12 protein-coding genes are annotated in these 13,151 nt (G+C 59.6%); 6 read left to right on the top strand and 6 right to left on the bottom strand.

The window, feature by feature from the left end; translation table 11 throughout:
* Positions 1-18: 18 nt before the first annotated feature.
* Both BSU04_RS34650 and BSU04_RS34645 read right to left on the bottom strand, forming a co-directional pair.
* Positions 19-1,314 carry an efflux RND transporter periplasmic adaptor subunit gene (locus tag BSU04_RS34650; protein ID WP_373452901.1) on the bottom strand — a complete coding sequence of 432 codons (1,296 nt, stop codon included), beginning with the start codon at positions 1,312-1,314 and terminating at the stop codon, positions 19-21.
* Between the two features lie 683 nt (positions 1,315-1,997).
* Positions 1,998-3,014, bottom strand: a complete 1,017-nt coding sequence (locus BSU04_RS34645; protein ID WP_089164760.1) for a LacI family DNA-binding transcriptional regulator — start codon at positions 3,012-3,014, stop codon at positions 1,998-2,000.
* Positions 3,015-3,216: 202 nt separating this feature from the next.
* On the opposite strand from BSU04_RS34645, the gene BSU04_RS34640 reads away from it, so the two are divergent.
* From BSU04_RS34640 to BSU04_RS34620, 5 genes are all read left to right on the top strand, one after another.
* Positions 3,217-4,368, top strand: a complete 1,152-nt coding sequence (locus BSU04_RS34640) for an ABC transporter ATP-binding protein (RefSeq protein WP_089164759.1) — start codon at positions 3,217-3,219, stop codon at positions 4,366-4,368.
* Positions 4,369-4,469: 101 nt separating this feature from the next.
* Positions 4,470-5,723: an ABC transporter substrate-binding protein gene (locus BSU04_RS34635; RefSeq protein WP_089164758.1), complete on the top strand. Its 1,254-nt coding sequence runs from the start codon at positions 4,470-4,472 to the stop codon at positions 5,721-5,723.
* Between the two features lie 72 nt (positions 5,724-5,795).
* Entirely contained in the window at positions 5,796-6,701 is a 906-nt protein-coding gene (locus BSU04_RS34630) for a carbohydrate ABC transporter permease (RefSeq protein WP_089164757.1), read from the top strand.
* Between the two features lie 19 nt (positions 6,702-6,720).
* A complete protein-coding gene (locus BSU04_RS34625; protein ID WP_089164756.1) occupies positions 6,721-7,572 on the top strand; it encodes a carbohydrate ABC transporter permease in 852 nt (283 codons plus the stop codon).
* A gap of 37 nt (positions 7,573-7,609) precedes the next feature.
* The gene (locus BSU04_RS34620) at positions 7,610-9,583 is read left to right on the top strand and encodes a beta-galactosidase (protein WP_089164755.1); all 1,974 of its coding nucleotides are present in this window, start codon (positions 7,610-7,612) and stop codon (positions 9,581-9,583) included.
* Positions 9,584-9,691: 108 nt separating this feature from the next.
* Here BSU04_RS34620 and BSU04_RS34615 read toward each other — a convergent pair whose 3' ends face one another.
* The 4 genes from BSU04_RS34615 to BSU04_RS34600 all read right to left on the bottom strand — a co-directional run bounded on the left by BSU04_RS34615 (position 9,692) and on the right by BSU04_RS34600 (position 12,366).
* Positions 9,692-10,204 (bottom strand): YybH family protein, encoded by a 513-nt coding sequence (locus tag BSU04_RS34615; RefSeq protein ID WP_089164754.1) that lies wholly within the window; start codon positions 10,202-10,204, stop codon positions 9,692-9,694.
* A gap of 107 nt (positions 10,205-10,311) precedes the next feature.
* Positions 10,312-10,773: a MarR family winged helix-turn-helix transcriptional regulator gene (locus BSU04_RS34610; protein ID WP_089164753.1), complete on the bottom strand. Its 462-nt coding sequence runs from the start codon at positions 10,771-10,773 to the stop codon at positions 10,312-10,314.
* A gap of 205 nt (positions 10,774-10,978) precedes the next feature.
* Positions 10,979-11,983, bottom strand: a complete 1,005-nt coding sequence (locus BSU04_RS34605) for an aldo/keto reductase (RefSeq protein ID WP_089164752.1) — start codon at positions 11,981-11,983, stop codon at positions 10,979-10,981.
* 56 nt (positions 11,984-12,039) lie between these two features.
* Positions 12,040-12,366: a carboxymuconolactone decarboxylase family protein gene (locus tag BSU04_RS34600; RefSeq protein ID WP_089164751.1), complete on the bottom strand. Its 327-nt coding sequence runs from the start codon at positions 12,364-12,366 to the stop codon at positions 12,040-12,042.
* 381 nt (positions 12,367-12,747) lie between these two features.
* Between BSU04_RS34600 and BSU04_RS34595 the strand changes: the two genes are divergently transcribed.
* Entirely contained in the window at positions 12,748-13,146 is a 399-nt protein-coding gene (locus BSU04_RS34595; RefSeq protein WP_256983675.1) for an ArsR/SmtB family transcription factor, read from the top strand.
* The last annotated feature ends 5 nt before the right edge of the window (positions 13,147-13,151 follow it).

The following is a 13,151-nucleotide window of genomic DNA, read 5'->3' as shown; positions in this document are numbered from 1 at the left end:
CGGGGGCGAGTTCGGCTTCTACGAGGCTGCGTCGGCCGCGGCCGCAGCCGTGCCCGAGGCGCCGCCGTGGGCATGCTTGTGCTGACCCTGAGCGCCGCTTGCCGCGCCCGCGCCCGCTCCGGACGCCGGCGCGGCGGCTGCTGCGCTGGCGGATGCGGGCCGCGCTGCTGCGGCCTGGATCTTCACGCCATCGCTCAAGCGGTCGGTGCCGTCGGTCACGACCATGTTGCCCGCGGCAAGGCCGGACGTAATGACCGTGTTCTTGCCGTCGCTCGGGCCGAGCGTGACCTTATGTACGGACACGGTGTTGTTCGCGTTCACGAGGTAGACATAGTCGCCCGGCGCGCCCGTTTGTACCGCAGGCGTAGGCACCAGCACGGCATTTTGCAAGGTATCGACGAGTAGCTTGACGTTGACGAACTCGCTCGGGAACAGTGCCTCGTCGTCGTTGGGGAACGTCGCCCGGAGGGTAATCGTCCCCGTGCTCGTCGCCATCTGGTTGCTGACCGCGTAGAGCGTGCCGGTGGCGATCTCCTTCGAGTTGTCGCTGCTGTAAGCGGTGACCGGCAGGCTCGCGCCCCCGTTCATGCGCTGCAGCACGCTCGCGAGCGAGTCTTGCGGCACCGTGAATTGCACGGTGGTCGGCTTCATGGTGGTAATGACCACGATACCCGGCGACGACGAAGCGGTAACGTAGTTGCCCGGATCGACAAGACGCAGGCCGACGCGCCCGGAAACCGGTGCGGTGATGCGGCAATAAGCCAGGTCGAGGTCGAACTGCGCAATGTTGGCCAAGTCGACCTTTACGGCGGCCTCGTCTTGCTGCACGAGGAATTGCTGGTCGGCAAAGGTCTGCTCGGCAATAGACTTGCGCTCGTTCAGTTGTGTATAGCGGGCGAGGTCGGCGTGCGCTTGCGCAAGTGCAGCCCGGTCCTTGGCGAGGGTCGCCTCGGCCTGCTGCTTGTCGATTTCATACTGGCGCGGATCGATCTGGGCAAGGAATTGCCCTTTCTGCACGTCCTGGCCTTCGCGATAACCGACCGCCGTCAGGTATCCGCTCAGTTGCGGCAGCACGGTCACGGTGGCGGTGGGGGTCACCGTGCCCAGTTCACTCAGGATCTCAGGCATTGAGCCAAGGGTCGCGGTAGCAACCGTCACCACTTGCGGCGGAGTCGCGCGCGGCGGCTTCTTGGCCCCCAGCAAATGCACGACCACGACTCCTATCAGCACCAGCACCACTACCAACAACAGCAAGGCACGCCAGCGCCTCGGGCGCTTTACCTGCGTGGAACCGGTGTCGCTCAAACCGCTCATACCTACGCCCTCCGAAAACAAACTGTGCCCTGGATAACCGGGTGGCCCGTTGAAGAACCCAGCCCGGCGAGTGCCGCATGTCTCTTGTCCCCGGCTCGGCCGGGGGTTGACGCAAGCTCCGTCATGGTCCGCGAAAAGCTCGCTGGGTCAGCCGGGCATTCTGCGTGTTTATTCGTTAGCGAAACCCTTGGGCAAAACCCGGCAACTACGTGGGCGTGCTTCTGAATTCGCATGGCGGCCGCTCTTCAGGTCTCATTCACCCGTAAGCGGACACGGCGTGGCATCGAAAGTATTGAGTCCCTTGTGATCGAACGAGTGCACACAAGTTCATCGGATTGGATGCAATGACGCTGCGCAACTAACGAATAGGACCGTATCGCAGTGTAGCGAACCGGACGCTGATTATTGAACGATCGTGTGGGGAGAAGCATTCCGAACCATTACGATAGGAGCGTGCGTAACATCGCGTAATACAAAGCTGGACTTTCTCAAGAAAGTACCGCAAATATTATCGATATGGGGCAGTACCGGCTATTGTTAGATTATAGAAAGTAAATAGAAAGGAATGCGATGAGTGATCATAGAAAGGGCGGGTCGAATTGACCAAACTTACAATTAGCCTGTGCATTCCTAACTAAATTATCGCGCGGCGCATTGTCGATGCCGTCTGCCAAAGCTTAGGTTCATCCCGCGCGCCGTGGGCCCGTTGATGCACGCACAACAAGTTTCGGTGGTGGAGCGATGACCATCGATGGTTGCATCTCCGGAACCTGGATCAGCTGGATAAGCCGTTCGACGGACAACTCCGCAATGGCCGCGGTCTGGATCGCGACTGTCGTCAAAGCCGGATGTACTTGATGGGCGAGCTGGATGTCCGTGATGCCGATCACCGACACGTCATCCGGCACCTTGCGGCCAAGCGTGATCAACGCCTGCGCCGCGCCGATCGCTAACAGATCATTGGTCGCGAAAATGGCGGTGAGGTGCGGCCGGTTCGCCATCAACTGCATGCAGGCGGCATACCCTGCGTCGATCGAGTCGCGGATCTGCAGCACAGCCGCGGAGTCTGCCTCAATCCCGGCTTCGCGCATGGCGGCGCGAAACCCGTTGGAACGGGCATCCTGCAAACCGCCGCACCCATCGCCGATCAACAGGCCGATCTCACGGTGGCCGAGTTCGAGCAGATGCCCGGCGGCCAGCGCGCCCGCCTGGGCAAAATCAACGGCGATGCAGGGCAGGGCGGGCGGCGTTTCGGGATGTTCCCACATGGCCAGCAGAATTGGCGCGCTGTGCATGGCCGACGCGCACAGGTCGTTGATGGCAATGTCCGTGTTCATCACGAGTACGCCATCCGCCAGAGTTCCCGCGATCTGATTCAGATAGGCGCGGCCAATCTCGGCGTCGTCATCGGTATTGCATACCATCAGGAAGTGGCCTGCCTTGCGGGCCGCGCGCTCGGCCGCGAGCACGAACTCGGGGTAGAACGGGTTCGAGATATTGGAGAGCATCAAGGCGAGCGTCGAGGAGCGGCCTTCGGCCAACGCTCGCGCGTTCAGGTTGGGCCGATAGCCAAGATCGTCGATGGCTTTCAGCACGCGGTCGGCGGTTTCCGGGCGGACTTTTTCGCGATTGCGCAGCACGTTGGACACGGTTGCCGCGGTGACATGCGCGCGCTTCGCAACTTCGGACAGAGTGACCATTTTTCGAGTTATCCCACATTCAGGGAATGCGATTCAAATGTTGCAAGCGATTGGTGACGTTGATAACTTCTGGAAAACACAACGGAGACACCCATCATGACTTCTTCTATCGTACCCGAATTTAAGCGGTTAAATACACGCTGCGCAAGGGCGTGCCGTTTATTTTACGCAAAAATTTAAGCGATTAAATCCGGGAGATGACATGGCGGCAATTCGTCTTGTGGACGTGCAGAAGTCATACGGAGCCAACGCGCCGGTGATCCGGCGAGTGAACCTGGATATTGCGCAGCATGAGTTCTGCGTTTTTCTCGGGCCATCGGGTTGCGGGAAGTCCACCCTGCTGAGAATGATCGCCGGCCTCGAAGACCTGAGCGAAGGCGAGCTGCATATTGGCGGGCGTCTCGTGAACGATGTGCCTGCCGCGGCGCGTGGCGTCGCGATGGTGTTCCAGAGCTACGCGCTATTTCCGCACATGACCGTGTTCGACAACATGGCGTTTGGCCTGAAACTCGCGAAACAGCCCAAGGACGTGATCGAGCGGAAAGTGCGCGAAGCCGCGCGCATCCTGCAACTGGACGACTACCTCGACCGGTTTCCCAAGGCACTGTCTGGTGGCCAACGGCAGCGTGTCGCGATTGGCCGGGCCATCGTGCGCGAACCTGGCGTGTTCCTGTTCGATGAGCCCCTGTCGAATCTCGATGCTGCGTTGCGCGGCCAGACACGCGTTGAAATCGCCAGGCTGCACCAGCGCTTTGCAAACGCGAGCGTGGTCTATGTGACCCACGATCAGGTCGAGGCGATGACGCTTGCCGACAGGATCGTGCTGCTGCATGCAGGCGCGGACGCGGAGCGCTTCGGCAGCGTCGCGCAGACCGGTGCGCCGCTCGAGTTGTATCACCATCCGAAGTCGCGCTTCGTGGCGGGTTTCATCGGCTCACCAAGAATGAATTTTATCGATGCCGTGGTCGATTCGACCGGTGCCGGAAGCGTGACGGTCACGCTGGCGCAAAGCGGCGAACGGCTGGTTGCCCATGTCGATGGCCAGCGCCTGCAGCGCGGCCAGCCGGTCACGCTCGGCGTGCGTCCGGAACACCTGCGGCTTGATGGCGACGAGCAGTCCATTCAGTGCGTCGCGGTGCTGTCGGAGGAGCTCGGCGAGCATAGCTACATTCACGCGGATCACGCGACCGGCACGCTCGTCGCGAAGGCGCCCGGCGATACATCGATTGATCCGGGCGAGCGCATCCGCGTTCATGTTCCGGCTTCGGCGTGCCACCTGTTCGACGCGGATGGGCTTGCGTTTCGGCGCAGCATGTTCGAGCCCAAGCCCGAGCCCGAACGAGCCGCGGCTTAAAGCACAAACGCATGGATTCAAAATCCCAATCCGCCACAGAGCGGGTTATATCGTCTGGCAGTGAATCGCTGTCAGCCAACAAGGTAGTCAAGGAGACAAAGATGATTACTCATCGCCTTCGCAGTCTGGCTCATGCATCAGTGGCGGCCGCGCTGGTAGCCGGCGTTTTCTGTTGCACCGTGGCCGACGCCGCCACGCTGAGCGTCAACGTATCGGCGCGCGGTAACCAGCGTTCGACCTGGCAGGACGCGTTCGACAAATTCAAGAAAGCCAATCCTGACGTCGACCTCAAGGTGACCTATGTCACCGAAGAGGCGTACAAGGTGCAAATGGGCGGATGGCTCGCCACCGATCCGCCCGACGTAGTTTCGTGGCATGACGGTGAGCGCATGGCGTATTACGCAGAGCGCGGCCTGCTGGAGGACCTGTCGCCGGACTGGAGCAAGAACGGCTGGTCGCAGCAATATGCGTCGGTGAAAGAAGCGTCCACGTACAAGGGCAAGCAGTACGCGGCGCCACTCGGCTACGACGCTTACGGATTCTTCTATCGCAAGGATCTGTTCGAGAAGGCCGGCATCAAGGGTGAGCCGAAAACGTGGGATGAATTTCTCGATGCCTGCAAGAAGTTGAAGGCAAGCGGAGTTGCACCGATCGCCGTGGCCGCACGCGATAGCTGGACGCTTGCTGCGTGGTTCGACTATCTGGACCTGCGCATCAACGGCAACGCGTTTCATCAGCAATTGATGGCGGGCGAAATTCCGTACACCGATCCGCGTGTTAAAAAAGTCTATGCCGCGTGGAAAACGCTGATCGACGACCACTACTTCATCGACAACGCGTTGTCCTACGATCTCGATTCCATCGCGCCTTTTCTCGCGAACGGCAAAGCGTCGATGATGCTGATGGGCACGTTCTTCTCGGCGAGCATTCCGGCTTCCATTCGTCCGCAAACCGGCTTCTTCCGTTTCCCGGTGATCGACGCGAATGTGCCGACGGCTGAGGACGGGCCGGTCAACGTCCTGCTGATTCCGGCGAAGGCAAAAAACAAGGCTGATGCCCACAAGCTGCTGGCGTTCATGGAGCAGCCGCAGATCAACGCCGATCTCGCCAAGGGCTGGGGGCAACTGCCGTCGAACAGCCAGGCTGCTGAACCCGAAGACGAAATTTCGAAGGTCGGCTTCCAGACGCTTGCGAATACGAAGGGCGGCATTGCGCAGTTCTACGACCGCGACATGACGAAGGAAATGGCCGACGAAGGGATGAAGGCGATGCAGCAGTTCTATAGCGATCCGTCGCAACTCGACGCCGTGCTCGTTCGTCTCGAAGCGACCCGCAAGCGTATCTACAAGAAGTAAATCCGGTAGCGCCAGCGGTTGCATGCTGCATCAACGGCTGGCGCTTGCCAACGATCCCGACGAGGCCCGATCATGTCTGATTCCGTAGCGCGCCGCTTACCCGCGGCTCGGCGCCGGCACGTCTCTACTACACGCCGTCATCAGCACCGCGCCGCGTTTTTCTTTCTGCTGCCGGGTTGCGCTTTGTTTTGCCTGTGCGTGGTTTATCCGATCATCAGCAGCATTTCCCTCAGCTTTTATAACTGGGACGGAATGACGCCGAAGACGTTCGCCGGCTTCGATAACTACATCGAACTGTTCCACTCGGACACGTTCTACACGGCGCTCAAGAACAACCTGATCTGGCTCGCTCTGTTCCTGTTTGCGCCGCCGTTCGGCCTGCTGTTCGCGTTGTATCTGAACCAGCATATCCGTGGCATGCGCATCGTGAAGTCGCTGTTCTTCGCGCCGTTCGTGCTGTCAGGCGTGGTGGTGGGTCTCGTGTTCAGCTGGTTTTATGACCCGAGCTTTGGTTTGTTGCGCCTGATTGTCGGCCACGGCATTCCTGTACTCGGCGATCCGCATACGGTAACGCTTGGCATCATCTTCGCCGCGTTGTGGCCGCAAACGCCGTTCTGCATGGTGCTGTACCTCACCGGTCTCACGGCCATCAATCCGGAAGTGGTCGAGGCAGCGCGCATGGAAGGAGCAAAGGGCGTGGCGCTGCTATGGCACGTGATCCTTCCGCAATTGCGGCCCGCGACCTTCATGGCCGTGGTGCTCACCGTGATCGGCGCGCTGCGCAGCTTCGACCTGATCGCCGTGATGAGCGGCGGAGGGCCGTTCGACAGTTCCACCGTGCTCGCCTATTACATGTACGACCAGGCGATCAAGTACTACCGCGAAGGGTATTCCGCAGCGATTGCAGTCGTGCTGTTCGCGATCATGCTCGTCTATATCGTGTTCCATTTGCGCCGCATGCTGCGCGAAGAACGCTGATTTTCAGGAGTCACGTGCCATGTATCCACTTCCCGTCGAACGCTGGAAACCGCTCAACCGCAGGCTTTACAAAGCCTCGCTGCCAATCGCGCTGCTGATATGGCTGCTGCCGATGCTGGCCGTGCTCGTCACCTCCATCCGCTCTTCGGATGAACTGGCGCAAGGCGACTATTGGGGCTGGCCCAAGCATTTTGCGCTGATCGAAAACTACGGCACGGCGCTCACGCAAACGCCGATGTTGCATTACTTCGCCAATAGCGTGCTGATCACGGTGCCGTCGGTGATCGGCGCGATCGTGCTGGCGTCCATGGCGGGTTTTGCCTTGGCGACCTACAAGTTCCCGGGTAACACCGCTGTGCTGTTCGCGTTCGTTGCCGGCAACTTCGTGCCCATCCAGATCCTGATGATCCCGGTACGCGACATGGCGCTGAAAGTCGGGCTGTTCAATACCGTGTGGGCGTTGGTGATTTTCCATGTGTCGTTTCAGACCGGTTTTTGCACGCTGTTTCTGCGCAACTTCATCAAGCAGTTGCCGTTCGAGATGATCGAGGCCGCGCGCGTGGAAGGGGCGAGCGAATGGGCAATCTACCTGCGCATCGTGCTGCCGCTGATTCGGCCCGCGCTCGCCGCGCTCGGCATACTGGTGTTCACGTTTGTCTGGAACGACTACTTCTGGGCGCTATGCCTCACGCAAGGCGATGAGGCCGCGCCGATCACCGTGGGCGTCGCCGCGCTCAAGGGGCAGTGGACGACTGCCTGGAACCTGGTCGCCGCCGGTTCAGTGTTGGCGGCGTTGCCCTCCGTGCTGATGTTCTTCGCCATGCAAAAGCATTTCGTCGCCGGCCTGACTTTTGGCGCAAGCAAGGGTTGAATGCTTGTTTGCCGTCATCCATTAAAGAGACTATCTCATGCAACTTGGTGTGTGTTATTACCCGGAACAATGGCCTCGTTCTATGTGGGCCGACGATGCAAAGCGGATGGCGGAACTCGGCATCACGCATGTGCGGATTGCTGAATTCGCGTGGAGCCGGATGGAGCCGCGCCCCGGTGAATTCGTCTGGGAATGGCTTGACGAAGCCATCGAGACGCTCGCGGCTGCGGGGCTGAAGCTCGTGCTGGGCACACCAACGGCATCACCGCCGAAATGGCTGATCGACGCGCATCCGGAGGTGTTGCCGGTGCGGGCGGATGGCGTACGCTGGAACTTCGGCTCGCGTCGTCACTATGATATTTCCAGCGAAATCTATCGGCGCGAATGCGTGCGCTTTGTCACTGCGATGGCGGGGCGTTATGGGCGGCATCCGTCGATTGTCGCTTGGCAGACCGATAACGAACTCGGCTGTCACGATACCGTGCCGAGTTATTCCCCCGCCGCACTGAAGCGCTTTCAGGCATGGTTGCAGCTTCGCTATGAGAGCGTCAATGCGCTCAACGAAGTGTGGGGCAATGTCTTCTGGAGCATGGAGTATCCGTCTTTCGATGCAATCGGTTTGCCGAACTTGACGCCCACCGATGCGAATCCGATCCATCTGCTCGACTTCCGCCGATTCATGTCGGAGGAGGTAGGGAGTTTTCATCGCGAACAGATCGAGGTGCTGCGTCAGCATGCGCCCAATGCCGACCTGCTGCATAACTTCATGGGCTTTTTCACGACATTCGATCATTACCGTTTTGCTGAAGATAACGCGATCGACGTGGCTGCGTGGGACAGCTATCCGATCGCACGTACCGAGTCGATCGCGCTGCCGGAAGAACAGAAAGCGCGTTACGCACGGACCGCACATCCCGACGTCTCGGCGTTCGATCACGATCGTTATCGGACGATAGGTGGCGGACGATTCTGGGTGATGGAGCAGCAGGCGGGACCAGTGAACTGGGCGTCGTGGAACCCGGTTCCGGCCAAAGGGATGGTCAGGCTTTGGGCTTATGAGGCTTTCGCGCACGGCGCGGAACTGGTGTCGTATTTCCGCTGGCGTCAGTGTCCGTTTGCGCAGGAACAGATGCACTCCGGACTTAATCTGCCTAACAACGAACTGTCGCCGGGCGGCCTTGAGGTGCAGCAGGCAGCCCGCGAGATTGCGGCATCGGCAGCGCTCTCGGGACTCGGCGCGCCAAAGCGTGCTGCCACCGCGATTGTGTTCGACTATGAGACGCAATGGATGTTCGAGATTCAGCGTCACGGCAAGACCTTCGACTACCAGATGTTGGTGTTCGACTACTACGAGGCGCTGCGTGAACTCGGCCTGGACGTTGATATCGTTTCGAGCAAGGCCGATCTGTCGCAATACCGGCTGGTGGTCGTTCCAAGCATTGCCGTCATCGACGAAACGCTCGTCGGCCAGATAGAAAAGAGTTCTGCGCAATGGGTGTTCGGTCCGAGAAGCGGTTCGAAGACGACAGCATTTGCGATTCCTTCAAGCCTCCCGCCCGGCGCGCTGCAAAAGGTATTGCCAATGCAAGTCCTGGAAGTCGAGACCCTGCGCCCGACGCTCACGCCCGCGCTTTCTTTCGGCGACATAGAAGGTGTGGCGATGCATTGGCGTGAGCATGTTCGCGCCAATGGCGACACGCGAGTCGATGCGCAATTCGACGATGCGTGGCCGGCTGTGCTGAGTCGCGGAAAGGTTCTATATGTGGCGGCGTGGCTATCGCACGGATTGCATCGCGCGGTGCTTGCGCAGGCGGCGAACGAGGCCGGAATTGAAACTCAATTGCTAGCCGACGGGTTGCGCATTCGCCGGCGCGGCGACCTGACCTTCGCGTTCAACTTCGGCGAACAGCAAGTAGAAGTTCCTGCATCGGTCAATGCGACGTTCGTGCTCGGGCAGCGAGAGCTTGCAACCGGCGATGTCTGCGCGTGGAGGGACGCGCAGACCGATTAAGCTAGCGATCGACATGACGTCGATGAACGCGTTCCGAAAGGGCCGGCGCAGCGATGTCCGCAGTGCCGCTATCTTCATAGCGGAAGACTTCAGGTCAAAAAACGGCGTTTACTTCGGCTGCGCAGCTTGAGGCACGATCGCCGCAATGCGCCAGCCTTCGGCGGTCCGCACAGCAACCTCATACACGAGGTAGGGGGCGGGCTTGGCCGCCACGTCCAGGGGACCGCCCGTGATCTGCGTCTCCGCATACAGCTGGGCAACATCCGGCGTCAGGGGAATGATCTTTATGCTGTCGACGTCGGGATCGAACTTCCACACGCCTTTGAATGTTTCCTTGAAGTGCGCGATGAGCGCCGCCTTTCCCCAGAATCGGTACGGGCGGGCGATTAAGACGACGGGATCGGGCTGACCAGCCGGCGCCGATGCGAATACGCTTTCGAACGCCACTATGTCGTGGGCAGTGGCGGCAGCCGCCTGACGGAGAAAAACGTCCTTGACCTCTTGCCTGTCCTTGTCAGTGAATTCATGCGTTGCTGCGGCGTGGGCCGATAGGTGCGCAGCGCCGAGGATCACGGCGGCGATGAGTGAAGCGACGGTTTTCCGACTGCGATGTGGTTTCATGGAAATAGACTTATATGCCCGTATCAGGAATTTTTTTCAGCGAGAGAACGGGATTGTCTCGCTGAATGCCGTGGGGTGATGGTGTCACATACTACGCGGGTAAAAAATCAGGAGATTGCTTCCTCGGGGTCGAGTTCGAGTTGCGTGACTCGAGCCATCATTCGCCGCATTGCCAACGCGTCTTGCTTGCCGAATTCCTTTTCAAAGCTTGCTTGCGCCTTGAGCCATGAGGGTTTGCTTCGCGCCTCTATATTCACGCCCACGCTGGACAAAACCACTTCTCGCTCGCGGCGGTCTTCGCGACCGATTTGAATGATGACCAGTCCGTCGCGTTCCAGCGGACGCAGGTTGTGCCCCATGGTTGCGCGATCCATCGACAACAAGTCGGCAAGCACGGCCATGTTAGTGGGCCCCCGGGTTGCAAGCAGGTTCAGGATGGCGTACTGGGTGGCACGCAAACCCGTTTCCGCCATGCAGGCATCGTAGAAACGTGTGAGCCGCCGCGCGGCTTTACGCAGAGCGGTGTTGTTACAGATGCCCGGGTTGATGGGCAAGTTAGACGCAGTCATGTTGGATCAAACCACAAGGATATTTGTCGTCATTATTATGGGCATATAAGACTATTGTCAAGCGGATCGGCGTGGACAGTTGGCAGGGCGGTTGTTGCTTGGCGTACGACCTTGTGGGCATAGGCAAAGCAACAACCTTACTCCTGGCTTGCATTAATGCGTTGCACGCTGGGGTCTGATATACAAGCGAATTCCCGCTAATACCTCAAGCGACGCGTCGCCCTTCGATGGGGTATCCGGGATCGGTATAGCCAGGTGTCGACGCATGCCCCGGTGCAACGAGGCTGTCGACAAGCTTTTCGTCCTCGGGTCCGAGTTGCAACTTCAGTGCGTCGACGTAGCTGTCCCACTGCGCTTCGGTACGCGGACCCGCGATCGTGCTGCTGACAATGCGGTTCTTGAGCACCCATGCGAGAGCGAAGGCAATGGAAGTTGTTCCACGCTTCGCTGCATGATCAGCGATGGTTTGTGCGATCCTGAGCGATTCCGGGCGCCACTCGGTCTGCTGGATTCGCTTGTCGCCGCGGCCTGCGCGCGAGTCGGCCGGCGGCGGGGTATCCACCGCATATTTGCCGCTGAGGACGCCACGCGCGAGTGGGCTGTATGGGACCACGCCCATACCGTAGTGCGCCGCTGCTGGCAGTTGTTCGACTTCCGCGGTACGGTCCACAATGTTATAGAGCGGTTCGCTCGCGACCGGCCGGTCAATTCCCATGTGGTCGGCGAGACGCGCGATTTCGGCAATGCGCCAGCCACGGAAATTGGACAAACCGAAGTAACGGATCTTGCCCTGACGAATCAGATCGCCGATCGCACGTACGGCTTCTTCCAGCGGTGCGTCAACGAGCGCCCGGTGAAAGTACAGGATGTCGATGTAGTCCGTACCCAGACGCTTCAGGCTCGCTTCAACAGACTGGATGATCCACTTGCGCGACTGACCCTGTTCGTTTGGGCCTTGCGTGGTCGGATAGCCGAACTTGGTGGCGACGACCCAGTTGTCCCGACGATCAGCGATTGCTCGTCCAACGATTTCTTCCGAACGACCCGCGTGATAAACGTCAGCGGTGTCGATGAAATTAACGCCTTGATCGAACGCCTTGTCGACGATGCGCTTTGACGTCGCCTCGTCCGTCTCGCCGCCGAACATCATCGCCCCCAGACACAAGGGCGAGACCTTGAGCGCGCTGCGGCCCAGATACTGATAGTCCATTCTGTATGCTCCATTCAGGCTAAGCCTGCGAAGTAAAAAACATCCGGTTCGGCTGGTTAAGCCTCGCGACTGTCGAAGACCTGCCTTGCAATGGGGAGGGCCGTCATTGCCGTCGGCCAGCCTGAGTAGAAAGCAAGGTGAGTGATCAGCTCGATCAGTTCGTCGCGAGTCACGCCGTTGTCCAACGCTCGGCCGATATGAAACGGAAGCTCGTTGGTGCGATAAAGAGCGACGAGGCTGGCGACCGTGATCAGACTGCGATCACGCGGCGAAAGCCCTGGGCGCTCCCAGATGTCGCCGAACAGGACCTTGTCGGTGTGATCCGCGAGTGCGGGCGCGAGGTCGCCGAACGCCTTGCGTGCAGCGGTGGGCTCGTTAGTCATCAAGTCATCTCCAACTTTGGGTCTGGGCCAGGGTCTATTGCACGGACGCTTCTCGCCTATGCCGGTTCGATTCCCTGCAGCGCTAAATTTACCGGCTGTGTCAGCATGTGACTAGACGGTAGAATCGGCAAGCTCATATGAGCTGGATTCATGAATGGCCAGCGAACGGCATGGATACCATTCCGACGTTCGTCGCTGAAGCTTGCGCGGGGTTTTACAGGGTGGCCGCAAAGTTTGACGTGTAGCAATCGACGCTGAACTGCCTCCGTTTGACGCCGCCGCAACTGCCGGCACGATCTCCAAAAAAATCTCGAAGAGCGCCTTGACATCGCGCCATCCCTCTCTATAGTTAACTTCATGGTTAAGTTTCAGGAAAACGCATTGGACCGTACATTCGCCGCGTTGGCCGACCCAACGCGGCGTGCGCTCCTTGCACGCCTGTCCGCGAGTGCGGAGTTGTCCGTCAGCGAACTTGCGCAGCCGTTTGCGATGTCGTTGCCGGCCGTGATGAAGCATCTGGATGTGTTGTCGGATGCCGGTCTGATCGCGCGTGCCAAGACGGGTCGCACTGTCGCGTGCCGTCTTGCCGCCGGACCGATGGAGGAAGCAATGGAATGGCTCAATCGCTACCAGCGCTTCTGGACCGATACCCTTGATCGCCTTGCTGCCTTTGTGGAGGAGGACTCATGCCCGCCCAACCCAGTCTCACGCTCCAGCGCCGAATCAACGCGAAACCCGCCAAAATCTACGCCGCGTGGACGGAGCCGTCGCAAATCGTGAAGTGG

Source organism: Caballeronia sordidicola, from assembly GCF_002220365.1.
Lineage (GTDB): Bacteria > Pseudomonadota > Gammaproteobacteria > Burkholderiales > Burkholderiaceae > Caballeronia > Caballeronia sordidicola_C.
The sequence above is the reverse complement of the archived record's forward strand: the minus strand, read 5'-3'. Positions and strand labels throughout refer to the sequence as shown.

Coding starts and splice junctions, on each gene's coding strand:
- BSU04_RS34650 (WP_373452901.1), bottom strand. CDS start 1,314: ATGAGCGGTTTGAGCGACACCGGTTCCACGCAGGTAAAGCGCCCGAGG.
- BSU04_RS34645 (WP_089164760.1), bottom strand. CDS start 3,014: ATGGTCACTCTGTCCGAAGTTGCGAAGCGCGCGCATGTCACCGCGGCA.
- BSU04_RS34640 (WP_089164759.1), top strand. CDS start 3,217: ATGGCGGCAATTCGTCTTGTGGACGTGCAGAAGTCATACGGAGCCAAC.
- BSU04_RS34635 (WP_089164758.1), top strand. CDS start 4,470: ATGATTACTCATCGCCTTCGCAGTCTGGCTCATGCATCAGTGGCGGCC.
- BSU04_RS34630 (WP_089164757.1), top strand. CDS start 5,796: ATGTCTGATTCCGTAGCGCGCCGCTTACCCGCGGCTCGGCGCCGGCAC.
- BSU04_RS34625 (WP_089164756.1), top strand. CDS start 6,721: ATGTATCCACTTCCCGTCGAACGCTGGAAACCGCTCAACCGCAGGCTT.
- BSU04_RS34620 (WP_089164755.1), top strand. CDS start 7,610: ATGCAACTTGGTGTGTGTTATTACCCGGAACAATGGCCTCGTTCTATG.
- BSU04_RS34615 (WP_089164754.1), bottom strand. CDS start 10,204: ATGAAACCACATCGCAGTCGGAAAACCGTCGCTTCACTCATCGCCGCC.
- BSU04_RS34610 (WP_089164753.1), bottom strand. CDS start 10,773: ATGACTGCGTCTAACTTGCCCATCAACCCGGGCATCTGTAACAACACC.
- BSU04_RS34605 (WP_089164752.1), bottom strand. CDS start 11,983: ATGGACTATCAGTATCTGGGCCGCAGCGCGCTCAAGGTCTCGCCCTTG.
- BSU04_RS34600 (WP_089164751.1), bottom strand. CDS start 12,366: ATGACTAACGAGCCCACCGCTGCACGCAAGGCGTTCGGCGACCTCGCG.